The following is a 23,297-nucleotide window of genomic DNA, read 5'->3' as shown; positions in this document are numbered from 1 at the left end:
ATCGTCAGCGACGTCCTTCGAGATTTTTGATGTCGTCCACATGCCCGGCATCGCGCGAGGCCTTGGCGAGAACGGGATCGAAGCCATGCGCCCGGCCATAGTTCAGCCCGTCCTCCGATGCTGCGGTTTCTTCCCAGGCGGCTTCCCCGCGCAGCGGCTCTTCGTCGAGCGCATCGCGCGCCGCCCGCTGGACCGCCTTCATTCGCTGCCAGAGCCATATCGGCAGGACGACGACCGAACAGAACAGCATCAGCGGCCACAAAATATTCCAGACCATCGCTTCCCCCCGGAAATGGATCAGCCCATGATGCTAATCTCGTCGAAGGCAAAGGCAAGATGGTGGACGCCGGTGCTGCGCAGAACTTCTCCATGCGCGGGGCGGTCGACGATATGGCTGGCGCCGCAGAAGCCGACGACGGTCATTCCGGCCGCCAGTCCCGCCCGAACGCCAATCGGCGAATCCTCGATCACAAGGCATTGTGCCGGATCGACGCCGAGGCCTTTCGCTGCGGCGAAATAGATATCGGGATGCGGCTTGCCGCGATCCCAGCCGTCGGCGCTGTAGATATGCTCACCGAAATGATGACGCAGCCCGAACAGCCCGAGCGCCCAGTCGATATACTCGGCGCGGCTCGAAGAGGCGATCGCCCGCGGCGTCGACCCCAGCGTATCGAGAAAGGCCGGCGCACCGGGGACGGCATCGAACCCCTCCATGAAACGCGCGCGGGCACGGGTGCGATGCGTCTCGCGGAAATCGGCAGGTAGCGCGCGGCCGAACCGCGCCTCGATCCGCCGCTGCGTCTCCTGCCAGTTGTGGCCATAATAGTCGCGCAGACACTCGTCATAGGTCGTCGGCATCCCGACCGCGGTCAGGCTTTCGGCGAGCGACAGGTTCGCGCGAACCTCACTGTCTGCGATCACGCCGTCGAAGTCGAAGATAATGGCGGCAGGGGTCATGCGAATCTCACAATCTTCATACTTCCGGCCCATAGCCCTTCCGGATCAGGGAGCCATCACCATGAAATTCATCGAACTCAAGTCGCGCGGCGGCAATTATCTCGTCGTTGCCGAAAATGTCGCCTGGCTCCGCGATTATGAGAATGGTCAGACCCAAGTCGGCATGGTCGGCGGCGCGCCGCTGCTCGTCGCGGGCAAGCTCGACGACATCGCGGCGTCGATACTGGCGCAGGCCAACGCATCGGGGTGAGGCGCCGGCGACACGCCACTTTCAGGGCATAAGCTCGCTATCGCGGGCGTAGCCCCATGCCCCCTCGCCCGACCAGCCGCGTCCGTCGGGAAACGCCAGCTTCAACCCGCTTAGTTGTTCAGGGGCGAACAGGCGCATGTTGACGCCCATCAGATCGACCGCGCCGCCCATCCGCTCGATCAGGCCCGCGGTCGCCGACCAGTGCGTCGAACAGCCGCAGGTGGCACAGAAATGCAGATCCGAATTGGGGTTCGGCCGGTCGGCGCGATTATAGGTCCGCGTTTCGCCCTCGATCACGACATCGCGCGGCGAATAATAGGCCCACAGGATGCCGTGCGAGAAGCAGAGCGAGCAATTGCACTCGGCGAGTTCTTCAGGCGCCTTGGCAAGCCGCACCGAGACGGCGCCGCAATGGCAGGTGGTTTCCCAGCTCATACAATACTCCGGACGTAGAAACGGTGGCCTCGCAGGGCAGCATCGAAGATCATGTCAGCCTCAGCGCCGGTAATAGGAAATTACGGCCATCGCCTCGGCGAAACGGCCGTCGGTGCCCGTCAGGCTTATCGGAATGTCGCCGCCGGTGAGCGCGCGATTGGCGCCGGCCATTATGCCGAGCAATCGGGTTGACGGGTAGCGATCGGGATGCCGCAAATGGAGGACGATCGACTTCTGGCGACGGAATTCCCAGATCGTTATGTCGACGACTTCTGACCAGGGAATCGTCTGCTCCGACCATGATTTGAAGTAGATGCCAGTCGCGGAAATGCGGACGACCTCGCTACCGCCGCTGAACATTCGACGCACTACGATGATTCCGCAAAGTCCAAAAAAACCAGCACTCAGCCAGCCGACCCACTCGCCCCCCGGTCGCGGCGTCGATCCGAAAACTCCGGCAAGAAACAAGCCCAGCGCTACAAACGCTACGGCGGCGAGAGCGAGGAGGCCGAGGCGCCAGAAAGAATATCGCGCAATGAAGGTCTGTCCGATCACTCCACCGTCACCGACTTCGCCAGATTGCGCGGCTGATCGACATCGGTGCCCTTCGCGACCGCCACATGATAGGCCAGCAACTGCACCGGAACCGCATAGACGAGCGGCGCGATCAGCGGGTGGACCTTGGGCATTTCGATCGTCGCCATGCAGCCGTCGCCGGCTTCGGCGAGACCCTCGGCGTCCGAGATCAGCACGACTTTGCCGCCGCGCGCCATGACTTCCTGCATGTTGCTGACGGTCTTTTCGAACAGCGGGCCCGAGGGGGCGAGGACGATCACCGGCACCGCCTCGTCAATCAGTGCGATCGGGCCGTGCTTCATCTCGCCCGAGGCATAGCCTTCGGCGTGGATGTAGGAGATTTCCTTGAGCTTGAGCGCGCCTTCGAGTGCGAGCGGATAGTCGGGTCCGCGGCCGAGATAGAGCACGTCACGCGCCGGGGCGACGAGATGCGCCATCTTGGCGATCTCTTCGTCATGCGCGAGCGCGGCGTTGAGCGCGGCGGGTGCCTCGATCAGATGCTTGACGATCTCATGCTCGTCGGCAGCGCTGAGCTTGCCCTTCTTGAGCGCGAGATGCGCGGCGAGCGCGGCGAGGACCGCGAGCTGGCAGGTGAAGGCTTTCGTCGAGGCAACGCCGATCTCAGGCCCGGCGTGGGTCGGCAGCAGCAGGTCGGCCTCGCGCGCCATGCTGCTCGTCGGCACGTTGACGACGACCGCGATCGTCTGGTCGTTCGCCTTGCAGTGGCGGAGCGCGGCGAGCGTGTCGGCGGTTTCGCCCGACTGCGAAATGAAGAGCGCGAGCCCGCCGGGTTGCAGCACCGGGTCGCGGTAACGGAATTCCGAGGCGACATCGATGTCGACGGGGACGCGGGCGAAGGTCTCGAACCAATATTTGGCGACCATGCCGGCGTAGAAGCTGGTGCCGCACGCGACGATGGTGATGCGGTCGATCTTCGACAGGTCGAAGTCCATCTGCGGCAGCGCGACGGTCTGTTCGAGCGGGCGGATGTAGGAGGAGAGCGTCTGTGCGACGACGGTCGGCTGCTCGAAAATCTCCTTTTGCATGAAGTGGCGGTAATTGCCCTTCTCGACCGCTGCGGCGGTCACGCCCGACGTCGTGATCTCGCGCGTCACGGGGTTGTTCGCGGCGTCGTAGATCTGCGCGCCTTCGGTCGTGATGACGACCCAGTCGCCTTCGTCGAGATAGGTGATCTTCTGCGTCAGCGGCGCGAGCGCGAGCGCGTCCGAGCCGAGATAGGTCTCCCCCTCGCCGTAACCCACGACGAGCGGCGAGCCGAGGCGCGCGCCGATCAAAAGGTCCGGATGCTGGCGAAAGGCGATCGCGAGCGCGAAGGCGCCGCGAAGCTGCGGCAGGACGGCCTTGACCGCGTCTTGCGGCGATTTGCCTGCCTCGACCTGTTCGCTGACGAGGTGGGCGACGACTTCGGTGTCGGTCTCGCTTTCGAACGTGCGGCCGCGCGCCTGCAGCGCTTCGCGCAACGGCTTGAAATTCTCGATGATCCCATTGTGGACGAGCGCGACTTCGCCCGTCGCATGCGGGTGCGCGTTGCTCGTCGTCGGGGCGCCGTGGGTCGCCCAGCGCGTATGCGCGATGCCGACGGTACCCGGCGCGGGATTGCCGGCGAGCTCTTTGACCAGATTGCCGAGCTTGCCCTCGGCGCGGCGGCGGATCAACCGCCCGCCCTCGACCGTGCACACGCCTGCCGAGTCATAGCCGCGATATTCCATGCGCCGCAGGCCGTCGACGAGGCGATCCGCCACCTGTGCCTTGCCGATAATTCCGATGATGCCGCACATGAGTCTTGCTTTCGTTCAGAGCGTGTAGGGGATGCGAATACCCGGCATCGATGCCGGAAACACCTTGATATTGCGTGTAACAAGAATGCGGCCGCTGATCTGCGCAGTCGCGAGGACGAAGGCATCGGCGAGCGTCAGCCCCTTGCGTTCGGCGCGTAGCGCGGCGGCGCGGCGCGCGACCGCATCGCCGATCTCCTCGACCTGAAAGCAGCCGAGGAAGGCCTCGACCGCCTTCAGGCTCTGCGCATCAGTGGCCGACATCACTTCGGTCCAGCTGACGCGGCTGATGCTCTTGCGCCCGGCACGGCGGATCTCGCCGCGCGCGGCCTCGACGCCGTTGAGCGCGTCGATGAGGATATCGCTGTCGAACTGGGCGTCGATCATTCGCGCTTGCCCCTGAGGCGGCGCTGATATTTGAGGCCGTCGCCGATGTCGTCGCGCGCTTTCCAGATACCGAAAGCGTTATCGACAGCATCACCCGATACATCGGCGCGATAGGCTGCCACCGCGCGGCGAACGAGTTCAGCGCGCGATACCCCCTGCCCGGCCGCGAGCGTGTCGAGCCATTCGACGTCAGAGTCAGGGATATCAGCGAGGAAGCGCATGCGTCAATGATATCATATCATGATATCATGTCAATCGATCAGCTTGCGATAGACGAGGAACCCCGACTTCTCGGCGATCCGGTCATAGAGCTGCATCGCCGTCTCGTTGGCTTCGTGCGTCTGCCAATAGACGCGCGGCAAGTCCTTGGCGCGGGCGGCATCATAGACCGCCTCGATCAGCGCGCGTCCGACGCCCTTGCCGCGCGCTTCAGCCGTGGTGAACAGATCCTGCAGATAGAGCGACGGGAGCAACGAGGTGGTGCTGCGGTGGAGCAGGTAATGCGTCAGGCCGAGCAACGCGCCATCCTGTTCGGCGACGAGCGCGAACACCGGCTCATAGGGGTCGAAGAAGCGCTCCCACGTTGCCGCCGTAATCTCCGGCGACAGGGCCGTATCGCCGCTGCGACCGTAAAAGGCGTTATAGCCGTCCCACAGCGGCAACCAGCGATCGAAGTCGGCGCGTGCGGCAGCGCGCACGATCAAGGCGCCCACCTCAGCTCCGTCCGAAATTGCGGTCGACAAAGGTCATCGCGAATTGCGCCGGATCGGCGGGACGGCCGTTCGCGGCCTCGAACTTCGCCTTGCCGTCGTCCCAGATCTTGCGGATCTGCCCGGCGAGTTCGGGCGGGAACTTCATTTGCTGTGCGACCATTTCGGTCCAGCTGCCGGTGAGGGTCAGGCTCTGGCGTATCGTCGGCTCCATCGCGACGCAATAAGCCCGCGTCGGCTCGTCGAGATGACCGATCGCGTTCAACACCCAGGCATCGACATAGCGCAGAAAGGGCTTGTCTTCGTAGCGGTCACTCAACTCTTCTCTCCCGTTCGCGCGGCCCATTCGTCGCGCAGCAGCCCATAAATCAGCGAATCGCGGACGCCGATATGGGTTTCCCATTCGCCGCGAAGCCGTCCCTCATATTGGAAGCCGAGGCGCTCGAGTAAAGCGATCGAGCCCCGATTTTCGGGATCGGTGTCGGCGAAGATGCGCCGGAGGCCGAGATCGGCGAAGCCATGGTCAATCACCCGGCCTACCGCCTCGCGCGCAATCCCGCCACGCCACTGGTCGCGGCGGAGGATATAGCCGATTTCTTTCACATCGGGCTTGCCGTCGATCAGGATCACCCAGCCGAGCGCGACATCGTCGCCAGCGGTGATCGCCCAGCAGAGAAAGCCCTGCCCTTCACCAGCATTGCCTTTGACGTAATCCGCGGTCTCCGCGGGCGAAGCGTGCGCGCCGCTTGACCACCAGATCATCACCTCGGGGTCAGACAACACTGCGAACAAGGCCGGGGCATCATCCTCGCGAAGCTGCCGCAGCACGAGTCGCGGGGTCGTCAGGGTCGGCGCCGCGCCAGACGCAGCCTGCGTCACTTCTTTTCCGCCGCCTTCTTCTTGCGCATCGCATCGTGAAAGCGGTCTGCCCAGCCGGGCTTCACCGACTGTTCGGCACGGACGAGGCGAAGCTCGCCGTCCATCACGTCGGCGGTCACGGTGCTGCCGGCACCGACGATCGCGTCGCGGCCGATCTTCACCGGCGCGACGAGCGCGCTGTTCGATCCGATGAAGGCATTTGCGCCGATCTCGGTCCTGTATTTGAAATAGCCGTCATAGTTGCAGGTGATCGTGCCGGCGCCGATGTTCGCGCCGGCGCCGACGCTGACATCGCCGAGATAGGTGAGATGGTTCGCCTTGGCGCCCTTGCCCAGCACCGCCTTCTTGGTCTCGACGAAATTGCCGATCTTTGCCTTTTCGCCGAGGATCGTGCCGGGGCGGAGGCGCGCGAAGGGGCCGACTTCGCAGCCGGCGCCGATGACTGCTCCCTCGATATGGCAATTGGCACGGATGTTGACCTTGTCGGCGATCTTCACGCCGGGTCCGAAGAAGACATTGGGCTCGATCGTCACGTCGCGACCGAGTTCGGTATCCCACGAGAACCAGACCGTGTCGGGCGCGCGCAGCGATGCGCCGTCCGCCATCGCTTCCTCGCGCCGGAACGCCTGCCACTGCGCCTCGGCAGCAGCGAGTTCGGCGCGGCTGTTGATGCCCGCGACATCGTTCGGGTCGGTCTTTACCACCGCGCAATGACGCCCGTCGGCATTGGCGATATTGACGATATCGACGAGGTAATATTCCTTCGCCGCATTGTCGTCGGTGACGCGCGCGAGCAACGCGAACAGGTCGCGCGCCTTCGCCGCCATCAGCCCCGAATTGCAGAGCCGCACGGCACGCTCGGCCTCGGTCGCATCCTTGTGCTCAACCATTTTCACGACGCGGTCGCCGTCAGTGATGACGCGACCATATTGCAACGCATCATCGGGCTCGAACGCCAGCACCACGACCGCAGGCGCATCATTGGCGCCCAAACGGTCGATCATCGCCTGCATCGTCGCCGCCGGTACAAAGGGCACATCGCCATAGAGGATCAGCACATCGCCATCGAAGCCCGTCAGAGCGCCTTCGGCCTGCTGAACGGCGTGGCCGGTGCCAAGCTGCGGATCCTGCACCGCCAGCGATGCGCTACCGCCAAGCGCGGCCTCCAGCTGGTAGGCCTTGTCCCCGACGACGACGACCTTCTGCGCCGGGTTCAGCGCATCGACGCTGGCCATGAGATGCAGCAGCATCGGTCGCCCGGCGATCGGGTGCAGCACCTTGTGCAGATCGGACTTCATGCGGGTGCCCTTGCCCGCGGCGAGAATGACGGCAGCGATCGGATTGCTCATGCCGCGATCCATGCCAGCAAATCATTGCGGATTCCAGAACATCACGCCATGCGGAGCCCCATGAACGACTTCCCCTTCCGCATCGTCGGCTTCGATCTCGACGGCACCCTCGTCGATACAGCCGCCGATCTGACCGCCGCAGTGAACCACGCGCTGGCGTCGATCGACCGCGCGCCGCTGACCGAAGCTGCGGTGCGGCCGATGATCGGGCTCGGCGCCCGGCATATGCTGGGACAGGGATTGCTCGCGACCGGCGGCGCGCCGGAGGGCATGGTCGACCGGCTGCTGCCCGACCTGCTGCGCTATTACGAGGCGCATATTGCCGTGAACAGCCGGCCCTTCCCCGGCCTGACCGATGCGCTGGATCGCCTCGACGATCTGGGTGTCGCAACGACCGTGGTCACGAACAAGGCTGAGCGCATGGCGCGAATGCTGCTGGGCGAACTCGGCCTTGCCGACCGCATGGCGGTGATCATCGGGGGTGATACGCTGGGGGTCCGCAAGCCGTCGCCCGAACCGATCCTCGCGATGATCGAACAGGCTGGTGGCGGTCGGACCGCGTTCGTCGGCGACAGCATCTATGACGTCATGGCGGCGAAAGCGGCCGGAACGCCGGGCATCCTCGTCGGCTTCGGTTTCCTCGACCGGCCGGCCGAGGAGTTCGGCGCCGATCATGTCATCGGCGATTATGATGCGCTGATCCCGTTGCTCGAGACGCTCTAGCGCTTTCGCCACTTCGTCCAGAGGTGCTTGGCCAGCATCAGCGGTGGCATCCGCAGCCAGTGGGAGCGGATATAGAAGGCTTGCTGCAACGCGAAGTTCGTCGGACGCCCCCACCGGTCGCGCGCCAGCAGGCGGCGCCTGAACGAGAGATCGGCAGGGTCATGGCGATCCCATCCGGGCGGAAGCGTCGAGGCGTAAAGATCGCGCGCCAATCGTGCGGCACGGTGCACCGGGGCGTGCAATCCGTGCAGGTCGGCGCGCGCGTCGAGCTTGCCCCAGAAACCGGGGTCCGCTGCGGCGAAATCGCGCGTCAGGCAATGAAAATCCCACAGGTTGCGAAGGCCGCCCTGCAGATCGCCGTCGGCGATCATATGCGCCGCGCAGTGACAGGCCATGTCGGTGGGACACAGCACCGCGAAGCCGCTTTCGGTCATCACCGCATCGCTGACCAGCGACAGCGCATCAGGCGTGACGCGATGCGTGCGTGGCAGGATCGTATGGTGCACGTCGATCATGCGGTCGCGTCCGCCATGAATCAGCGGCGGCAGTTCGTGCATATGCTCGCGGTAATATTGGTCGTCATAGGGGTCGGGCTTCACCCATTCCCAGCCGGCACGGAGCAGCGCATTTTCAGCGCGGCGGATGTCGTGCATCGGCACGAGGATATCGAGGTCGCCGATCTGCCGCCCCATACTGCACCGCAAGCCCGCCGCCGCATAGGCAGTGCCCTTCAGCAGCACGAACTCGATCCCCTCTGGCGCCAGCGCGCGACGCGCCATGTCGGCCTCCCACAAAGCTTGCGCCTGCGTAACGCGGGCCGCCGCGCGCAGATCGGCGAATAATGCCGCGACCGGCGCGGGCATGTCGGCACCGTCGATCAGATGGGCGAGCGTCGAGAGCATAGCCTCGGACCGCGCGGCGCAGATCAGGCCCTCCCAGTCGTCGATGCGTGCGCCGGCAGGGTCGGCGAAGACCCGGGTCAGCGTGGTGGCGATGGCTGTCATCCCGCCGCCTCGGCAAAAAGCTGTTTAACCAGCGCCATGCCCGCTTCGCTGTCGGGATAGGAAATGCCGAACGCCGGTGTTTCGCGCACCAACCGCGTCAGCGCGGCGAATCCGGCCTCACCCAGCGCGACATAGTTGGTCGACGCCTCGGTCAGGCGGACGAAGGCCTCACCCTCGCCCATCCGCTCGACCGAGGTTTCGCCGCCAAAGCGCGGGAAGAGCAGCAGCGCCGGGCGCGCGGGCTCATGCATCGCCGCGACCGCATCGGCGCGCGGGATCAGGTGGCGGATATCGCCCTTGGGCGTGCCTGCCAGCAGCGGCCCGAGCCGCGCGGGATCGACCCGTGTCGCAACCTCTGCAATCGCGGCATTCTTGAGGCTGACCGCGCGCGGGAAAGCAAGCGCGTCGCCGTCCGCCGGATCGATCAGGGTGAACTCGTCGCCCATCAGGCGCCAGCCGCTCTCCCCCAGCAGCGCCGAAAGTGTCGATTTGCCCGACCCCGACTCGCCCGACATGATGACCGCCCGGCCATCGCGCGCGACAGCGCTGGCGTGGAGCAGCATGTGCCGCCGCCATCCGAGCGCGACCTGCAAGTTCATTCCCATCTCGGCGGCGAGAAGCCCCATCGAGAGCGGCAACGGCAGCGCGTCGGGGACGACGAAATCGCCGCCGATATGCACCGAGGGACGCAGCCAGCGCCGCCAGGGCCGCGCCGCGAACAAACGCACCGTCGCCTCCGCCGGGCGAGCATCGTCGCGCGGATATCCGGCGTAGAGACGATTCAGCGCGGCAATCGGTGCGGCCCAGTCGCTGCCGACACGAAACTGGACAGGGCCGACGGTAATGCGCGTGCGGTGCCTCACGCGGGGACCACCAGACCCATCGCCGCGAGCTCCTCTAGCCGGTCGGCGATGACTGCGGGCGCGTCGCCTTCCGCCTCGAGATCGAACTCTGCCGCGAGGCGCGCCGCGATCGTCGCGGCATCGCAGGCATCACCGGCCATCGCGACGAGTATCTCTGGCATCGGCGACACGACGATATGCGTCTGCATCGACCGTCGGTCGAAGATCGCGGTCAGCTCGCCGAGCGCCTCGACGCGCAGGTCGGCCGCCGGCGCGGCACGATATGCCCGGTCACCCATAATCTTCGGCGGCGGCGGTCAGCTTGGCAAGTATCGCGAGCAAAGTCGCGCGCTCGGTTGCAGTGATGTTCGATTCGAGCCGAGCCTCGCTCGCCAGCGCAGCGGGCGCGATCGCATCATAGAGTGACCGCCCGGTCTCGGTAAGCTCCAGATGGTGTGAGCGCCCGTCGACCTCATGCGCCTGGCGCGCGATGAGCTGGCGGTCGGCGAGCGCCTTGGCCGCGCGATTGACGGTGACCTTGTCCATGCGGGTTGCCGACACAAGCTCGCGCTGGGTCAGCGGCCTGCCCTCGCCCAGCACCGCCATCAGCCGCCATTCGGGAATCTTGAGCCCGAAGCGGTTCTGATATTCGGTGGCAATCCGCTCAGAAAGCGCGTTGGAAGCGATCGACAGCCGGTAGGGCAGGAAATTGTCGAGATTCAGCTTCTTCGTGGCCATGCTTCAAATCCCCACTGCGCTTGTGGCGCATCCATCCTATCGCCTGTTTGCGCGCTGTGAAGCCTCAGAAGTTCACCCGCGCGCCGACCCATAACGTTCGCGGGGTCGCGCGCTCGACGATCCCCGATGACGAGATCGCCGCGGGGACGAGTTCGTTGGTCAGATTCTCGCCGCGCGCCTCGACGCTGAGCGCGTCGGTGATCCGCCACGACAGACCGGCATCGAGCGTCACTGCGTCGTCCAGTTTGAGCAGGCCGAGGTCATCCTCATTCTGGCTGCCGACATAGCGCAGCGTGGCAAAGCCGCCGAACGGGCCCGCGCCGTTCGATCGCAGCGAAACGCTGCCGCTGTTTTTCGCAATCTGGGCCGGGCGGCGGCCGTCGAGCGTCGCCGCGAGTCCCGAGGCGTCGACCTTTGCGTCGGCGAAGGCCCATGTCGCGCGCAGGGTCGCGGGGCCGATCCGCTGCTCGCCGGCAAACTCGATGCCCTTGCTGTCGATGGCGTCGAGATTCTGCCGCTGGCTGAGATTGGGTCCGATCGTCACATTGGCGATCGCGTTCGACAGATGGTTCGCGAACAATGTCACCGACAGCTTCGTGTCGCCGCGCGCCCAGTCGGCGCCCGCCTCGCCGCCCCACAACCGTTCGGGCCTCAGCATCTCGTTCGCCGTGGTCGTGTCGGCGCCGACGCGGAACGGACGATAGAGCTCGTTTAGCGTCGGCAGGCGCCAGCCACGATAGGCGGCGGCGCGTAGCGTGAAGCCGTCGGACGTCCAGCGCACGCCCGCACGACCGCTGCCTTCCCAGCCCTGCCGGGCGGGAAAGCGAAGGTTGGTAATCAGCGAGCCGCCGATATTGCGCTCGATCCGGTATCCCTCACCCAGCCACCAGCGATCGACGCGGCCGCTCAGCGTCCACAGAAAGCCATCCTGCCCGTCGCCCGACGTCCATTCGGCAAAGGCGCCCACGGTATGGCTGTCGCCGCCCGCGATGCGGTGGCGCCCCGGCGTAACGCCGGAGAAGAAATAATCCTCTTCGGTCCGCCCACTCGTGCGGCGCCAGTCGATGCCGAGGCCCAAGGGATTGCTGTCCGCTATCGCGGGGCGAAGCTCTAACCGCGCGCCGAGGCCGGTTGCCGGAACGCGCTGGAACAGAGCCGGCGCGACGCTGTTGCGCCCCGCCACAACACTTGCAAAGCCGCTCTCGAAGTCGCGCAGTTGAAGATAGGCGAGCGCAGTCCACTGAGTGGCGCCATAGGGATCGTGAACGAAGCGGACGCTGGCATCGATCCCGTCGACCTTGCTCGCGGTAAAATTGGTGCCGCGATCGCGCCGGTCCGAAAAGCCGCGCACGCTTGCCTCGATCCTGCTGTCCTCGCCCGCGTCGAAGCGGAGGCGAAGGCCCAGCCCACCCTGTTCATAGGGCGCGGCGCGGTCGACGCTGCCGCGCTGCCCCTTGGCGATCGGGATGAAGCCATCACCGCGGCTGTAGCGGCCGTCGATCGCGATCGCGCCGCGGCCAAGATCGCTGCCCGCCGATGCCGACAAGTCAAGGCTGTCGCGGCTACCATAGGCGGCGCTTGCCTGAATCCCGTCGGTCATGCGCGAGTATAGGCCCACCGTTCCGGCAAGCGCGCCCGGCCCGTCAACGCCGCTGCCACCGCCGCGCGTCACGATGACACCGCCCAGATTGATCGCGTCATAGGCCGACCAGGCGACCCAGCCGCCGAAGGGATCGGCTTGCGGCACGCCGTCGAGGGTAACCAGCGCGCGCGCCGACGCATTGCCGCCGAGGCCGCGAAGCGTGATGCCCTGACTGGTCGGATGTGCGCTGCGGCCGTCCGACCGGCGAAACTGCACAAGCCCCGCCTCGTCGCGAAGCCGGTTCTCGACACGCGAGCCGAATCCCGGGGCGATGTCGGACAGCACCGCACCGCTCTGCACGGCGTCGCCGTCGGACCGGCTCAGCGCACCACTGCCGATGACGATGATGAGATCGCGCGGACGCGGCGACGAGGTCACGCAGGGAATATCTTCCGCCCGAACATAGTCCCCTTCCTCCTGCGCCATCGCCCCGGCCGGCAGCACCAGCGCGGCGGTTCCGATCAACAGGCGGATCACGCGGGTTTTACTGCGTCAGGATGCGCCCTCTGAAAGGCGTCCAACTCCATGCACGCCGCGTCGATCGCGATGAGGCGCGGAAAGGCGTCGAGCGGCACGTCGAAGCGGCGGGCGTTATAGATTTGCGGCACAAGACAGCAGTCGGCGATCCCTGGAGCGTCGCCGCCGAGATAAGTCCCCTCACCCGCCATCGCCTCGAGCGCGTCAAAGCCCTGCAATATCCATTCGTGAATCCAGCGATCCTTGGTGATCTCGTTGAGCCCGAGGTTGCTCGTCAGATATTTGAGGACGCGCAAATTGTTGAGCGGATGGATATCGCTTGCCACCACCTGTGCCTGCGCGAGCGCGACCGCGCGCGGCATCGGGTCGTCGGGGATCAGTCGCGGTTCGGGAAAGGCACGGTCGAGCCAGTCGATGATCGCGAGACTCTGGATGATCGCCTCGCCATCGGCGACCAGCATCGGGACGAAGCCCTGTGCGTTCTGCGCCAGATACGCGTCGCTCTTCTGCTCGCCCGCGATCAGGCTGATCTCGACGCGATCATAGGCGAGACCTTTCAGGTTCAGCGCGATGCGGACGCGAAAGCTGGCCGAGGAGCGGAAATAATCGTGGAGAACGAGCGTGGTCGCTTGATGAGTCATGGCGCGTCCTAATGCGCGTCTTTGGGCATCGCCGCAATCCATTGCCGCAGCAAGTCCGCGCCCTCCTTGTGCACCGTCGAGCGCCCAAGCTCGGGCATCGCGATGCCGGGGTCGAGGCTTTCGAGGCGATAGATCAGGAAGCTGTGATCGGGGTCGCCCGGCGCGATCGCGAAATCCATTCCGCCGCTCCCTCTGCCCGCTGCGGTCGGTCGCTTGCCGATGCCGTAATTGACGTTCACCGGATCGGTCCAGCGCAGGAACAAGCCGCTGTTCGACGCGCTCCCTTCCGGATTGTGGCAATGCGAGCAATTGACCGCGAGATAGGCGCGCGCACGGTCCTGCAGCGAGCCGCTTTTGGGGTCGTCCCACTTCGGCATCGGCGCAATCCGCATCGCGGGATAGGAAAAGAAGCGCGAGGAGGCAGGCCGCCCCGGCGCGGGCGTGAACACCATATTGTTCGCCTTGGGACCGATCGGCACGATCTCGCCCTTCAGGCTGTGGCATTCCTTGCACTGGTTCTTGTTCGGCACGGCGTAGCTGATGCTGTGCGACGTGCCGTCGGGGCTTTTGAAGGTCACCGGCACGCGGCGCCCCGCGATCGCGAGCGAGGCATCCTTGCCGTCGGCGTCCCAGATATAGGGAAGCGCGGTCCAGCCCGCCTCGCGCCGGATCAGCAACCGCGTCTCGACCGGCCGGCCGCCGTTCCAGTCGGGCCAGCCAAAGCTTTTGACGATCACCGTTCCGATCGGAAAGCCGGGAACGCCGTCGGCGCCGATCGGCGCATTCTTGCCATCGGGCATCCAGATCGCGCGATGCTTTTCGGCATAGTCGCTGAACAGCGGCGTATGGAGAGTATAGGGCAGCAATGCAGGCAGCAGTTCGCTCGTCCCCGGGCGGAACAGCCCGAAAGCCGACAGCTTCGGCGGCATCGCCGTGCCGTCGATCACGCTTTGGTCGGGACGCGCGTCCGGCACCGCCGACGCGCCACTGGAGCAAAGGAGCGCCGCGAGCAGCGCGGCGGCAAACCGCCTCACCGGACCTTTGCCTCCATGCTCTCGGGCAGCGTGATGCCCGGCAGCGCCGCTGGCGGGGTTCCCTTCGACAGGTCGGCGGGCGACGGCTTTGCCTCGCTCTGCGGCGTCTTCACGTCGGGCAGGTTCAGCGACAGCACGCCCACCTTGTCGAGCACGACCGCATCGCCCGCGCCGTCCCATAATATCGGCGGGATCGATCCGCCCATCGCCGCCGCGATCTGGTCGCCGCCGGCAAAGGCCGGGGCATAGCCCGCCTTGCCATGCTGATTATCGCGCACGACGATGCCCTTGGGCAGCGGCTGATATTTGACGTCCTTCTGATCGTAGCGATAGCCGACGATCATCACGTTCGCGGTGCCGTTCTGGTCGAAGGCATTGCCGAATATCTCGACATTGCGGTTCGCCATGATGAGTACCCCGGTGCCGGTCGGCACGCTCGCGACGATATTCCCCTTCGGTGCAAAGTTCGGCGTGCTGTTGTCGTTCACGACATTCTCGAACACGCGGACATTGTGGCCGCCCTGCTGCGGCAGGTTCGGCAAGTCGAATACCAGGATGCCGCCTGTGTTCTTCGTCGCGATATTGTCGTGGACGTCGGCGTCGAAGCTGTTCTCGATCTCGATCCCGGCGACATTCTCGGTCGCGATCGATTCGCGCACGATGATATTCTTCGACTGGCCGACATAGATGCCCGCATCCGACGCGCCGCGAACAAACACGCTGTCGATCAGCACGTCGCTGCTCTCGACCGGATAGATGCCATAGGCGCCGTTCGTGGCTTTCGGTCCGGAGGTCCATTCGACACGAAGCTGGTGATAGACGATGCGGTCGGCACCCTTCGACTTGATCCCGTCACCCTTGGTGTTGAGCACCGCGAAATCGGTCAGGAATACATCGTCGGAGGTGACGAGCAGCCCCTCGCCCGCGCCCTGCTGCCCCGAAAAATCGAGGATCGATCCCTCGCCATCCTTCACCCCCGCGCCGCGCACCGTGACATTGTTCACGTCGAGCGACAGGCCATCGGTCAGCGTCCAGACGCCCGCACCCAGTTCGACGGTGTCGCCGGGTTCGGCGAGAATCAGCGCTTCCTGCAGCTTTTCATTGGCGTCGGGCGTTCCGGCCTTGACGCTGATCGTCTTGGCGGCCGCCGGACTGGCGACAAACGCCGCAACGAGGGCAAGCGTCGCCGCGTGGCGGAGGCTTTGGAATCGCATGTGTCTCTCCCTTGCTTTCGCGCGACCATGCGGCAAGACTTGACGGATGCCAAGCGCGTTGCTGACATGCGTGTAGCTAATAAACCGGGGAGTGGTCGCAGTGATTTACAGAATGGGATTGGCGCTTGCCGCCTTTGTAGCAGTACCGTCGATGGCGGCCGCGCCGGCTTCGCTGACGGGGCGGTGGAAGACCGACGACGGCAAGGGCATCGTCACGATGGCGCCATGCGGTGCCAAGATGTGCGGAAAGATCGAACGGCTGCTGATCAAGCAGCCGGCGGGCGGCCAACTCGACGAGCGCAACCCCGACAAGGCGAAACGCGCCCGTCAGGTTACCGGCCTGCAAATCTATTGGGATCTTGTTCCCCACGAAGGCGGCTGGAAGGGCTCCGGTTACAGCCCGGAGGACGGCCGCTATTACACCGCGCACCTGCGCGTCGCCGGCAACAAGCTGACGATGAAGGGCTGTGTCTCACTCTTCTGCAGGACCGTCACCTGGACGCGGGTGAGTTAGCGTCTTTCAACTCGCTTACGGCGCGTCGCCAAGGATCCAGTCGACACCCGCCGCGACGTGGATACGCGTCGTGTCATAAATCGGCAGAACGTTGGCGTCGGGATCGACGATCATTACCAGCTCGGTGCAGGCAAGGACGAGCGCCTGCACATCCTGCTTCGCGATGTCGGTGATGAAGGTCCGCATCTGGCGGCGCGCATCCTCGGTCACCTTGCCCTGCATCAGCTGCTCATAGATGATATTGTCGATCGCCTCGGCGCGCGCGGCGTCATAGGGCGCGAGCGTCAGGCCGTGACGGACGAGGCGCTGACGGAACCAGGGTTCGGTCATCACGCCCTGCGTGCCGATCACCGCCGCCGACTTGACGCCGTCAGCCTTCATCTTTTCGCCCGTCTCGTCGACGATATGGAGCAGCGGGATCGAGATCGCCGCGGCAACGTCTTCCGCCACCTTGTGCATCGAATTCGCCGCGATCATCAGCGCGGTCGCGCCCGCATCCTCGAGCCGCTTGGCCGAAGCGATCAGCACCTCCTTCGCATGCGTCCATTGCTCGGGCGTCGAGATGCGCGACAGCTCGCAATAGTTCAGGCTCTCCAGCATGATCGGCGCCGAACAGGCCGTGCCGAGGCGCTTTTGCACGCCCTTGTTGAGATGCCGGTAATAAAGCTCGGTCGACGCCCAGCTCATACCCCCGATCAGGCCGATTTTACGCATATGGTCATTTCCCCGGTTTCAGGATTTTTGAAAGCCTTACCGGCAAGATATGATGCGGTCGAGGCACAGCTTGACCATAAGCCCCGAATATCGTTCATCGGCGACGGGGAGCGGCCGACATGCGCCGCGTCAGGGTAAGGAGAAAGACCGATGGATCCGATACGCAGGTGGGGCTGGATCTATTTCGGCATACTCGTGCTGGTCGTGGTCGTCGGATATATCCCGGCCTTCGAAGATGCCGACGGCAATCTCTTCGGCCTGTTCAAGCTCGACCTTTACGACGATGCGCTCCACCTCGCCTCGGGCCTGTGGGGCGGGATCGCAGCCTGGCACTCGCGGCGCGCCGCCGAGCAATATTTCAGGATCTTTGGACCGCTCTATTTCCTCGACGGGGTGCTCGGGCTGATCACCGGCATGGGCTATCTCGACGGCGGTATCTTTCTGTACGGCCCGATCGACCTGCCGCTGCTGACGCGCTTCTTCGCCAACCTGCCGCACCTTATCCTCGGCGGCTGGGCCGCCTATGTCGGCTATGTGATGGCCCGGAAAACCGCGTGAGACAAAAGGCCGCGACCGAACCGAAAAAGCGCCGGTTCAAAAAGCGCTATGCGCTGGGGCTGTTGCTGGTCGCGCTGATCCTGTGGCCGATCCTCTACATCGAACTCGGTTGCGGCTCGTCGGTTCAGGCGGCCGCGCCGTATCGCCCGCTGCTTGCCGGCAAGGCCGATCAGCGGCCCGAGGCGCGCACGCTGCTGACCTATCCCGAATGGCATATCGTTTATTCGGCCGAGAGCCTTGGCCGCCACCTGCAGGACAGGCCCCCGAGCGGCTATCGCTATTTCCGCGACATCGGCAGTTTCTGGTCCAGCTATTGCGCGCTCAATCAGGCGGCCGATCCCAAAGAGGGCGGCGACGCCAAGGTGATGCTCTATACGATCGGGATCAGCTTCAGCGCCGAGATGGCCGTCAAGGCGGCCTGGGAGAATACGATCGGCCGCATCTTCGAATGGGTCGGCGGGTACAGGAGCCCCGAGGATCGCTACGCCGCAGGCGTGCAGCAGCGCTACGGCGCCTTCATGAACGAAACGCCCTGGTATCGTTTCCCTTTCGGCCAGGCGTTCACGGGCCTTTGGGGCAGCGACTTCGGCGGGGTCCGCGGTATCGAGCGGCGCATCGCCCTCAGCCTGGAATATGGTGTCAAGACAGGCTATGCAAAGCTCATCGGCTGGGCGAGCGGCACCGCGCTCGGCGCCGACGAGGTGCGAATGCGGCTGGTTCTGGGCGCGACGCCCGAACAGGTCGCAGCGGTCGATCCGCGGCTCAAGATCATCTCGACCGGCGCGCAGGGCACGATCGTCGATGCGCCGCGCTACGCCCAATTCACCGACCTTGCGAAAAAGATCGCCGCAGCCGGCATTCCGTTTCGCGAGATCGCGGGCAACGACGATATCTTCCTCACCGTCCTCGCGCCCGCTTCGAAACCGGCGGGCAAGCCGTTGCTGACCATGGCACTCGGCGATCGTCCGGGCTGGGAACGGCGCGGGTACCGGATCAAGGTGTCCGCGCTGTCGTCGACCCTCGCGGCACTGCCCGCCGAGGGCGCGACGCTTGAGCATATCTACGATTACTGATGCGGCGCACGCTGATCGGGGCCGTGATCGCACTTGCCGGCTGGGCGGTCATCATGCTCGCCATGCCGTTAGTTGGCCCGCCGGGTCGGCAGGTCGCGGTCGTCGGCGATACCGGCACGGCGCTGCGCACCATCGCCGATGCCGGTGGGCGCGTGGTGGCGGTACGCAAGAATGCGGTGCTGGCGGTCGCGAACGACGAGCGCGGCTTCGTCTGGCGGCTCTACCGGAACGGTGCCCCGCTGGTGATCGAGGGACGGGTGGCGGCAGCCTGTTTTCCGCTGGCGAAGCCCTGAAGCAGCGTCATTGCAAGGAGCCGAAGGCGACGCGGCAATCCAGAGTGCGCGTAAACCCGCTCTGGATTGCTTCGCTACGCTCGCAATGACAACGCTAGGTGATTGACCCCGCATAACGGTCGTACCAACTGTTGCGGAACAGTCCGTCGGGATCCCATTTTATCTTCTCGGCGACGAAAGCATCGAATTCGGGATAGGACCGCCGGAGTTGCTCGCCGGTGTAGTGGAGCTGATACGGCAAGAAGAAGCGCCCACCATGTTTCGCGGTCAAATCGATCAGGTCGCGCGTTAGCGCCGCCATCTCTTCATTGCCCGCCGCGTCGGTCGGCTGGTTGATGTAGAGGACGACCGAGAAAGCGCGTTCGGGCGCATAGCTCAGCGCATTCTCCTCCTTCTCCACCGCGCGGATCGATGCGTTGAGAAGGTTGGTGTGGTGACGCTTGAACAGCGCACGCATCTCGGTGACGAAGGGCAGCAACGCCGCACGCGGCACGAAATATTCGTGCAGGATGTCGGTTTCGTCGCGGAGGTTGTTGTAAAGATAGGGCACCGAGTCATGCATCGGGTCGTTGCGCGAGACGAGGCACGCCTCGCCATCCTGCATCGCCTGCGCGCGCGTGACGGTGCAGCTTTCGATCCGGTGCTCGATATTCTTCTCGCTCCACCATTTGAGCGATTTGAGCCAGTTGGCGCGCTTCGACATATTGACCGTCAGGCGGCGCAGCTTGACCGCGCCGACTTCGGACAGCGGCGCGCGCTCCATGCCGGCTTCGTCGGGTACCTTGGTGTAGCTGTAGACGAGCGCTTCCTCGAGCAGATTGCCCGGCGCCGTCGACAGATGCGTATAGGTCAGCCCGACATTCGGATCGGCCTCCAGCGCCGCGAAAGTCTTCGGGAAATCTTTCGCCGCGATCACCGCACGCGCGGACTGATAGATATCGTTCGGCACGATATCGAGCGTCGCCTCGGTCACGATGCCGAACAGGCCATAGCCGCCGACGATATGACGGAAGAGTTCGGGATTCTCCTCGCGCGACGCGGTGACCATGCTGCCGTCCGCCAGCATCACGCGCATCGAGCGGATCGATCCCATCAGCGCGCCGGCGCGGTGGTCCATGCCATGCGCATTGACCGCTATCGAACCACCAACGGTGAAGACGTCGGTCGACTGCATCGCCTTTACCGCAAATTCGGGATGAATCCTGTTCTGGATATCGTGCCAGCGCGCGCCCGCGCCGACGGTGATCGTACGCGCCTGCCTGTCCAGCGTGATCGCGTTCATCCGCCGCATGTCGACGACGACCCCGCCCTTGGCGAAGGCCTGTCCGCCCATGCTGTGCTTTGCGCCCGCCGCCGTGACGGGGAGCTTGTTCGCGCGGGCATAGGCAAGCGCATCGGCAAGCTGCGCATCGGTCGTCGGCGCGACGATGCCGCGGATCGCGGTGCGGTTGAGGCAGCTTTCGTCGTTGATCGTCCCGCCCGCCTGCGCCCAGTCGGGTTCGGCGGCGGCATCGGCCTGCGCCTTGCCGAAGGCGAGCTTCGCGACGTCGGGCCCACAGTCCTTGTCGCCTTCGGGATCGGCGGCGAGCGGTGCCGCCCATATCGCGGCTCCGGTGACAGACGCGGCCGCGACCCCGCCGACCACCCAACGCTTCTTGACCATCACTTCCCCCGCGTCACGGCGATCAGGCTGCGATCGAGCGCGGTCTGAAAGCCCTTCGGATCCTCAATGTGCGGGATATGCCCCACGCCGGCAAGATAGATAGCAGAGCGTAAATTAAGCAATCGTTCCAGTTCCTTGCCCTGCGCGGGCGGGGTCACCGTATCGGCGGCGCCCCAGATGATCGCGCTTGGCGCAGCAATGCCCTTGAGGCCAGCGCGCGTGCGGCTCAGCGCGCCGTCGTTGACGATGAGCAGGTTCGGCAGCCACGCGGCATAGGCGGCGGTCGTGCCCTCGCGCCGCATCGGTTCTTTCAGCGTCGCGAGCCAGGGGTCGGCGGCATCCTTGCGCGCCAGAAAGGAGCGCAGCAGCGGCCCGGTAAGCGGCGGGTTGGTGACCGAGGCCGAGATGACCGCCTGCGCCAATGGCGCAAGGGACAGCGTGGCAGCCGCCGCACCGCGTCCTTGGGGCGGGTCGAGCGTGCCGAGCGCGGCATCGACGAGGATCAGCCCGTCGACCAGTGCCGCATCCTTGCCAGCAGCGAGTTCGACCGCGGCCCCCGCCCCGAAGCTGTGCCCGACGATGATTGCCGGGCCGCCGGTGGCGCGGAGTAATTGTGCGAGCCGGTCGGCCTGCGACACCCGGTCATAGCGGGCCTGCGGATCGCGCTCGGACCAGCCGAACGGCGGGGTATCGACCGCGATCACCCGCCAGCCCTGCGCCGCGAGATGCGCCGAAACGTCGCGCCAGAAGCCGCTCCATGCCGCAGTGCCGTGAAGCAGCACAACGCGGCGGCCTGTTTCGGGGCCGGAGAGCTGCACCGCGACCTTGCCGTAGCCGGTCGCAACCATCACCATCTGCGGCGGGGTCGGCACCGGCCCCTCGCGCCACCATGCGGCGACGCGGAAGCCGGCAAAGAGCAGGACGAGAGCGAGGAGAAGCCCCCCGCCCAGCCTGAAAAGCCACCGCATCATGCGGGACGACCCGACTTAGTGACCGCCGCCGTTCAGCGCCTTGACGATGTCGTCCGCCATCTTCTTGGCATCGCCGAGCAGCATCATCGTCTGGTCCATGTAGAAGACGTCGTTGTCGACGCCGGCATAGCCGACGCCGCCCATCGAGCGCTTCACGAACAGCACGGTCTTGGCGTTGGCGACGTCGAGGATCGGCATACCATAAATCGGCGAGGTCTTGTCGGTCTTCGCCGCCGGGTTGGTGACGTCGTTCGCGCCGATGACGAAAGCGACGTCGGCTTGCGCGAACTCGCCGTTGATATCCTCGAGCTCGAACACCTCGTCATAGGGGACGTTGGCTTCGGCCAACAGCACGTTCATATGCCCCGGCATGCGCCCCGCAACCGGGTGGATCGCATATTTGACGTTGACGCCTTCCTTCTTCAGCTGGTCGCCCATTTCGCGCAGCGCGTGCTGCGCCTGCGCGACCGCCATGCCGTAACCCGGAACGATGATGACATTCTCGGCCTGGCTCATCAGGAAGGCGGCATCGTCGGCGCTGCCCGGTTTCCACGGACGCTGTTCCTTGGCGCCGCCACCGGCGCTCGCTTCGGCATCGGCGCCGAAGCCGCCCGCGATCACGCTGATGAAGCTGCGGTTCATCGCGCGGCACATGATATATGACAGGATCGCACCCGACGAGCCCACGAGCGCGCCGGTGATGATCATCGCGGTGTTGTGAAGCGTGAAGCCCATCGCCGCTGCAGCCCAGCCCGAATAGCTGTTCAGCATCGACACGACGACCGGCATGTCGGCGCCGCCGATCGGGATAATCAACAGGAAGCCGATCGCGAAGCTGAGGCCGGTGACAGTCCAGAACACCCACGGACTTTGATCCTGGGTGAAATAGGCGACGAGCCCGATGATCGCGGCCAGCGTGCCGAGATTGATGATGTGGCGCCCGGGCAGCATGATCGGCGAACCCGACATATTGCCGTTCAATTTGAGGAAGGCGATGACCGACCCGGAGAAGGTGATCGCGCCGATCGCGATACCAAGCCCCATCTCGACGCGGCTGACCGTGAAAATCTCGCCCGCAGCGTCGGCGATGCCGAAGGCGCCGGGGTTGAGATAGGCCGCCGCCGCCACCGCGACCGCGGCAAGGCCGACGAGGCTGTGAAACGCCGCCACAAGCTGCGGCATCGCTGTCATGGCGATCTTGCGCGCCATCACGATACCGATCACGGCGCCGATGCCGATCGCGACGAGAATCTCGATCAGCGAGACACCGTCCATCTGGCCGTCGGCCGTGACAGGCGCGTGCGTCAGCAAGGTGGTGACGACGGCGATCGTCATGCCCGCCATGCCGAAGCGGTTACCGCTCTGTGCGGTCGCCGGGCTCGACAGCCCGCGCAACGCCATGATGAAGAGAACGCCCGCGACCAGATAGGCAACGGCAGCCCAAGGGTTTACCGCGATGCCATGTTCACCCGCCGCAGCGGCAAGGATGTGCTGAAAGCTCATGTCAGCGCACCTTCTTCTTGTACATGGCCAACATGCGCGCAGTGACCGCGAAACCGCCGAAAATGTTGATGCTGGCCATCACGACGGCCGCGAGGCCGAGCCATTTCGACGTGACGGACCCCGCAGCGGCGCTGGCGATCAGCGCCCCGACGATGATGACCGAAGAAATCGCGTTGGTCACGCTCATCAGCGGCGTGTGCAGCGCCGGTGTCACCGACCAGACAACGAAATAGCCGACGAAGCATGCCAGAACGAAAATCGAGAAAATCGAGATAAAATCCACGGTCGGCTCCCCTGCTGATTCCGCTTGGCGCACCTCTTGCCGTGCGCGAGGGGGCGTGTCGACTCCAAAGC

At 65.1% G+C, this 23,297-nt stretch carries 30 protein-coding genes; 6 read left to right on the top strand and 24 right to left on the bottom strand.

Translation table 11 applies throughout. The features are described from left to right. Nucleotides 1-4 precede the first annotated feature (4 nt). Together ACQY80_RS15585 and ACQY80_RS15580 are read right to left on the bottom strand one after the other, a co-directional pair. Nucleotides 5-277: a hypothetical protein gene (locus ACQY80_RS15585; protein WP_428681444.1), complete on the bottom strand. Its 273-nt coding sequence runs from the start codon at nucleotides 275-277 to the stop codon at nucleotides 5-7. A 20-nt stretch (nucleotides 278-297) separates the two neighbouring features. Then, nucleotides 298-957, bottom strand: coding sequence for an HAD family hydrolase (locus tag ACQY80_RS15580; RefSeq protein WP_428681442.1), 660 nt, complete (start codon nucleotides 955-957; stop codon nucleotides 298-300). A gap of 61 nt (nucleotides 958-1,018) precedes the next feature. Here ACQY80_RS15580 and ACQY80_RS15575 point away from each other — a divergent pair, with 61 nt between their 5' ends. After that, nucleotides 1,019-1,207, top strand: a complete 189-nt coding sequence (locus ACQY80_RS15575) for a hypothetical protein (protein ID WP_428681440.1) — start codon at nucleotides 1,019-1,021, stop codon at nucleotides 1,205-1,207. Between the two features lie 21 nt (nucleotides 1,208-1,228). Here ACQY80_RS15575 and ACQY80_RS15570 read toward each other — a convergent pair whose 3' ends face one another. The 9 genes from ACQY80_RS15570 to glmU are packed head-to-tail and all read right to left on the bottom strand — an operon-like array spanning nucleotide 1,229 to nucleotide 7,339. Continuing rightward, complete coding sequence (locus tag ACQY80_RS15570) at nucleotides 1,229-1,642, bottom strand: GFA family protein (protein ID WP_428681438.1); 414 nt, start codon at nucleotides 1,640-1,642, stop codon at nucleotides 1,229-1,231. Nucleotides 1,643-1,702: 60 nt separating this feature from the next. Beyond that, the gene (locus ACQY80_RS15565; protein ID WP_428681436.1) at nucleotides 1,703-2,197 is read right to left on the bottom strand and encodes an STM3941 family protein; all 495 of its coding nucleotides are present in this window, start codon (nucleotides 2,195-2,197) and stop codon (nucleotides 1,703-1,705) included. Then, nucleotides 2,194-4,017, bottom strand: a complete 1,824-nt coding sequence (gene glmS / locus ACQY80_RS15560; RefSeq protein ID WP_428681434.1) for a glutamine--fructose-6-phosphate transaminase (isomerizing) — start codon at nucleotides 4,015-4,017, stop codon at nucleotides 2,194-2,196. The genes ACQY80_RS15565 and glmS overlap by 4 nt, the downstream gene beginning before the upstream one ends. A 15-nt stretch (nucleotides 4,018-4,032) precedes the next feature. Then, nucleotides 4,033-4,401, bottom strand: coding sequence for a PIN domain-containing protein (locus ACQY80_RS15555; protein WP_428681432.1), 369 nt, complete (start codon nucleotides 4,399-4,401; stop codon nucleotides 4,033-4,035). After that, nucleotides 4,398-4,622 carry a ribbon-helix-helix domain-containing protein gene (locus tag ACQY80_RS15550; protein WP_428681430.1) on the bottom strand — a complete coding sequence of 75 codons (225 nt, stop codon included), beginning with the start codon at nucleotides 4,620-4,622 and terminating at the stop codon, nucleotides 4,398-4,400. Before ACQY80_RS15550 ends, ACQY80_RS15555 begins: the two co-directional genes overlap by 4 nt. 30 nt (nucleotides 4,623-4,652) lie before the next feature. Then, the gene (locus ACQY80_RS15545) at nucleotides 4,653-5,114 is read right to left on the bottom strand and encodes an N-acetyltransferase family protein (protein ID WP_428681428.1); all 462 of its coding nucleotides are present in this window, start codon (nucleotides 5,112-5,114) and stop codon (nucleotides 4,653-4,655) included. Between the two features lies 1 nt (nucleotide 5,115). After that, entirely contained in the window at nucleotides 5,116-5,430 is a 315-nt protein-coding gene (locus ACQY80_RS15540) for a hypothetical protein (RefSeq protein ID WP_428681426.1), read from the bottom strand. Further along, entirely contained in the window at nucleotides 5,427-5,990 is a 564-nt protein-coding gene (locus ACQY80_RS15535) for a GNAT family N-acetyltransferase (RefSeq protein WP_428681424.1), read from the bottom strand. The genes ACQY80_RS15540 and ACQY80_RS15535 overlap by 4 nt, the downstream gene beginning before the upstream one ends. Next, nucleotides 5,987-7,339, bottom strand: a complete 1,353-nt coding sequence (gene glmU / locus ACQY80_RS15530) for a bifunctional UDP-N-acetylglucosamine diphosphorylase/glucosamine-1-phosphate N-acetyltransferase GlmU (protein ID WP_428681422.1) — start codon at nucleotides 7,337-7,339, stop codon at nucleotides 5,987-5,989. Before glmU ends, ACQY80_RS15535 begins: the two co-directional genes overlap by 4 nt. A 60-nt stretch (nucleotides 7,340-7,399) precedes the next feature. Between glmU and ACQY80_RS15525 the strand changes: the two genes are divergently transcribed. Continuing rightward, a complete protein-coding gene (locus ACQY80_RS15525) occupies nucleotides 7,400-8,062 on the top strand; it encodes an HAD-IA family hydrolase (protein WP_428681420.1) in 663 nt (220 codons plus the stop codon). On the opposite strand, the gene ACQY80_RS15520 is transcribed toward ACQY80_RS15525, so the two are convergent. The 8 genes from ACQY80_RS15520 to ACQY80_RS15485 form a co-directional block, all read right to left on the bottom strand. Next, nucleotides 8,059-9,066: a nucleotidyltransferase domain-containing protein gene (locus tag ACQY80_RS15520; RefSeq protein WP_428681418.1), complete on the bottom strand. Its 1,008-nt coding sequence runs from the start codon at nucleotides 9,064-9,066 to the stop codon at nucleotides 8,059-8,061. The two genes, ACQY80_RS15525 and ACQY80_RS15520, sit on opposite strands and share 4 nt — an antisense overlap. After that, a complete protein-coding gene (locus ACQY80_RS15515) occupies nucleotides 9,063-9,929 on the bottom strand; it encodes an HprK-related kinase A (RefSeq protein ID WP_428681416.1) in 867 nt (288 codons plus the stop codon). The genes ACQY80_RS15520 and ACQY80_RS15515 overlap by 4 nt, the downstream gene beginning before the upstream one ends. Beyond that, nucleotides 9,926-10,207, bottom strand: a complete 282-nt coding sequence (locus tag ACQY80_RS15510) for an HPr-rel-A system PqqD family peptide chaperone (protein ID WP_428681414.1) — start codon at nucleotides 10,205-10,207, stop codon at nucleotides 9,926-9,928. Before ACQY80_RS15510 ends, ACQY80_RS15515 begins: the two co-directional genes overlap by 4 nt. Further along, nucleotides 10,200-10,646, bottom strand: a complete 447-nt coding sequence (locus ACQY80_RS15505) for a MarR family winged helix-turn-helix transcriptional regulator (RefSeq protein WP_428681412.1) — start codon at nucleotides 10,644-10,646, stop codon at nucleotides 10,200-10,202. Before ACQY80_RS15505 ends, ACQY80_RS15510 begins: the two co-directional genes overlap by 8 nt. 64 nt (nucleotides 10,647-10,710) lie before the next feature. Then, nucleotides 10,711-12,765 carry a TonB-dependent receptor gene (locus tag ACQY80_RS15500; protein WP_428681410.1) on the bottom strand — a complete coding sequence of 685 codons (2,055 nt, stop codon included), beginning with the start codon at nucleotides 12,763-12,765 and terminating at the stop codon, nucleotides 10,711-10,713. After that, the gene (gene maiA / locus ACQY80_RS15495; protein ID WP_428681408.1) at nucleotides 12,762-13,406 is read right to left on the bottom strand and encodes a maleylacetoacetate isomerase; all 645 of its coding nucleotides are present in this window, start codon (nucleotides 13,404-13,406) and stop codon (nucleotides 12,762-12,764) included. Before maiA ends, ACQY80_RS15500 begins: the two co-directional genes overlap by 4 nt. An 8-nt stretch (nucleotides 13,407-13,414) precedes the next feature. Then, nucleotides 13,415-14,440 (bottom strand): SO2930 family diheme c-type cytochrome, encoded by a 1,026-nt coding sequence (locus ACQY80_RS15490; RefSeq protein WP_428681406.1) that lies wholly within the window; start codon nucleotides 14,438-14,440, stop codon nucleotides 13,415-13,417. Further along, nucleotides 14,437-15,654 (bottom strand): parallel beta-helix domain-containing protein, encoded by a 1,218-nt coding sequence (locus ACQY80_RS15485; RefSeq protein ID WP_428681404.1) that lies wholly within the window; start codon nucleotides 15,652-15,654, stop codon nucleotides 14,437-14,439. Before ACQY80_RS15485 ends, ACQY80_RS15490 begins: the two co-directional genes overlap by 4 nt. 112 nt (nucleotides 15,655-15,766) lie before the next feature. Between ACQY80_RS15485 and ACQY80_RS15480 the strand changes: the two genes are divergently transcribed. Next, the gene (locus ACQY80_RS15480) at nucleotides 15,767-16,168 is read left to right on the top strand and encodes a DUF2147 domain-containing protein (RefSeq protein ID WP_428681403.1); all 402 of its coding nucleotides are present in this window, start codon (nucleotides 15,767-15,769) and stop codon (nucleotides 16,166-16,168) included. 15 nt (nucleotides 16,169-16,183) lie between these two features. Here ACQY80_RS15480 and ACQY80_RS15475 read toward each other — a convergent pair whose 3' ends face one another. Beyond that, nucleotides 16,184-16,882 (bottom strand): aspartate/glutamate racemase family protein, encoded by a 699-nt coding sequence (locus ACQY80_RS15475; protein WP_428681401.1) that lies wholly within the window; start codon nucleotides 16,880-16,882, stop codon nucleotides 16,184-16,186. A gap of 150 nt (nucleotides 16,883-17,032) precedes the next feature. Between ACQY80_RS15475 and ACQY80_RS15470 the strand changes: the two genes are divergently transcribed. From ACQY80_RS15470 to ACQY80_RS15460, 3 genes are read left to right on the top strand one after another with little or no spacing between them, the layout of a single operon-like run. After that, nucleotides 17,033-17,440: a DUF4383 domain-containing protein gene (locus tag ACQY80_RS15470; RefSeq protein ID WP_428681399.1), complete on the top strand. Its 408-nt coding sequence runs from the start codon at nucleotides 17,033-17,035 to the stop codon at nucleotides 17,438-17,440. Further along, entirely contained in the window at nucleotides 17,437-18,513 is a 1,077-nt protein-coding gene (locus tag ACQY80_RS15465; RefSeq protein ID WP_428681397.1) for a hypothetical protein, read from the top strand. Before ACQY80_RS15470 ends, ACQY80_RS15465 begins: the two co-directional genes overlap by 4 nt. Then, nucleotides 18,513-18,806: a hypothetical protein gene (locus ACQY80_RS15460; RefSeq protein ID WP_428681395.1), complete on the top strand. Its 294-nt coding sequence runs from the start codon at nucleotides 18,513-18,515 to the stop codon at nucleotides 18,804-18,806. The genes ACQY80_RS15465 and ACQY80_RS15460 overlap by 1 nt, the downstream gene beginning before the upstream one ends. A 94-nt stretch (nucleotides 18,807-18,900) precedes the next feature. On the opposite strand, the gene ACQY80_RS15455 is transcribed toward ACQY80_RS15460, so the two are convergent. The 4 genes from ACQY80_RS15455 to ACQY80_RS15440 are packed head-to-tail and all read right to left on the bottom strand — an operon-like array spanning nucleotide 18,901 to nucleotide 23,226. Continuing rightward, entirely contained in the window at nucleotides 18,901-20,469 is a 1,569-nt protein-coding gene (locus ACQY80_RS15455) for an FAD-binding oxidoreductase (protein ID WP_428681393.1), read from the bottom strand. Further along, on the bottom strand, nucleotides 20,469-21,440 hold the full coding sequence (locus ACQY80_RS15450; RefSeq protein ID WP_428681391.1) for an alpha/beta fold hydrolase: 972 nt from the start codon (nucleotides 21,438-21,440) through the stop codon (nucleotides 20,469-20,471). The genes ACQY80_RS15455 and ACQY80_RS15450 overlap by 1 nt, the downstream gene beginning before the upstream one ends. A 15-nt stretch (nucleotides 21,441-21,455) precedes the next feature. Next, a complete protein-coding gene (locus ACQY80_RS15445; RefSeq protein ID WP_428681389.1) occupies nucleotides 21,456-22,943 on the bottom strand; it encodes an NAD(P)(+) transhydrogenase (Re/Si-specific) subunit beta in 1,488 nt (495 codons plus the stop codon). Nucleotide 22,944: 1 nt separating this feature from the next. Beyond that, entirely contained in the window at nucleotides 22,945-23,226 is a 282-nt protein-coding gene (locus ACQY80_RS15440) for a proton-translocating transhydrogenase family protein (protein WP_428681388.1), read from the bottom strand. Nucleotides 23,227-23,297 lie beyond the last annotated feature (71 nt).

It is taken from the genome of Sphingopyxis sp., from assembly GCF_965279755.1.
Lineage (GTDB): Bacteria > Pseudomonadota > Alphaproteobacteria > Sphingomonadales > Sphingomonadaceae > Sphingopyxis.
The sequence above is the reverse complement of the archived record's forward strand: the minus strand, read 5'-3'. Positions and strand labels throughout refer to the sequence as shown.

Coding starts and splice junctions, on each gene's coding strand:
- ACQY80_RS15570 (WP_428681438.1), bottom strand. CDS start 1,642: ATGAGCTGGGAAACCACCTGCCATTGCGGCGCCGTCTCGGTGCGGCTT.
- ACQY80_RS15555 (WP_428681432.1), bottom strand. CDS start 4,401: ATGATCGACGCCCAGTTCGACAGCGATATCCTCATCGACGCGCTCAAC.
- ACQY80_RS15525 (WP_428681420.1), top strand. CDS start 7,400: ATGAACGACTTCCCCTTCCGCATCGTCGGCTTCGATCTCGACGGCACC.
- ACQY80_RS15485 (WP_428681404.1), bottom strand. CDS start 15,654: ATGCGATTCCAAAGCCTCCGCCACGCGGCGACGCTTGCCCTCGTTGCG.
- ACQY80_RS15445 (WP_428681389.1), bottom strand. CDS start 22,943: ATGAGCTTTCAGCACATCCTTGCCGCTGCGGCGGGTGAACATGGCATC.
- maiA (WP_428681408.1), bottom strand. CDS start 13,406: ATGACTCATCAAGCGACCACGCTCGTTCTCCACGATTATTTCCGCTCC.
- ACQY80_RS15450 (WP_428681391.1), bottom strand. CDS start 21,440: ATGATGCGGTGGCTTTTCAGGCTGGGCGGGGGGCTTCTCCTCGCTCTC.
- ACQY80_RS15470 (WP_428681399.1), top strand. CDS start 17,033: ATGGATCCGATACGCAGGTGGGGCTGGATCTATTTCGGCATACTCGTG.
- glmS (WP_428681434.1), bottom strand. CDS start 4,017: ATGTGCGGCATCATCGGAATTATCGGCAAGGCACAGGTGGCGGATCGC.
- ACQY80_RS15455 (WP_428681393.1), bottom strand. CDS start 20,469: ATGGTCAAGAAGCGTTGGGTGGTCGGCGGGGTCGCGGCCGCGTCTGTC.
- ACQY80_RS15480 (WP_428681403.1), top strand. CDS start 15,767: ATGGGATTGGCGCTTGCCGCCTTTGTAGCAGTACCGTCGATGGCGGCC.
- ACQY80_RS15585 (WP_428681444.1), bottom strand. CDS start 277: ATGGTCTGGAATATTTTGTGGCCGCTGATGCTGTTCTGTTCGGTCGTC.
- ACQY80_RS15505 (WP_428681412.1), bottom strand. CDS start 10,646: ATGGCCACGAAGAAGCTGAATCTCGACAATTTCCTGCCCTACCGGCTG.
- ACQY80_RS15460 (WP_428681395.1), top strand. CDS start 18,513: ATGCGGCGCACGCTGATCGGGGCCGTGATCGCACTTGCCGGCTGGGCG.
- ACQY80_RS15520 (WP_428681418.1), bottom strand. CDS start 9,066: ATGACAGCCATCGCCACCACGCTGACCCGGGTCTTCGCCGACCCTGCC.
- glmU (WP_428681422.1), bottom strand. CDS start 7,339: ATGAGCAATCCGATCGCTGCCGTCATTCTCGCCGCGGGCAAGGGCACC.
- ACQY80_RS15475 (WP_428681401.1), bottom strand. CDS start 16,882: ATGCGTAAAATCGGCCTGATCGGGGGTATGAGCTGGGCGTCGACCGAG.
- ACQY80_RS15575 (WP_428681440.1), top strand. CDS start 1,019: ATGAAATTCATCGAACTCAAGTCGCGCGGCGGCAATTATCTCGTCGTT.
- ACQY80_RS15510 (WP_428681414.1), bottom strand. CDS start 10,207: ATGGGTGACCGGGCATATCGTGCCGCGCCGGCGGCCGACCTGCGCGTC.
- ACQY80_RS15580 (WP_428681442.1), bottom strand. CDS start 957: ATGACCCCTGCCGCCATTATCTTCGACTTCGACGGCGTGATCGCAGAC.
- ACQY80_RS15550 (WP_428681430.1), bottom strand. CDS start 4,622: ATGCGCTTCCTCGCTGATATCCCTGACTCTGACGTCGAATGGCTCGAC.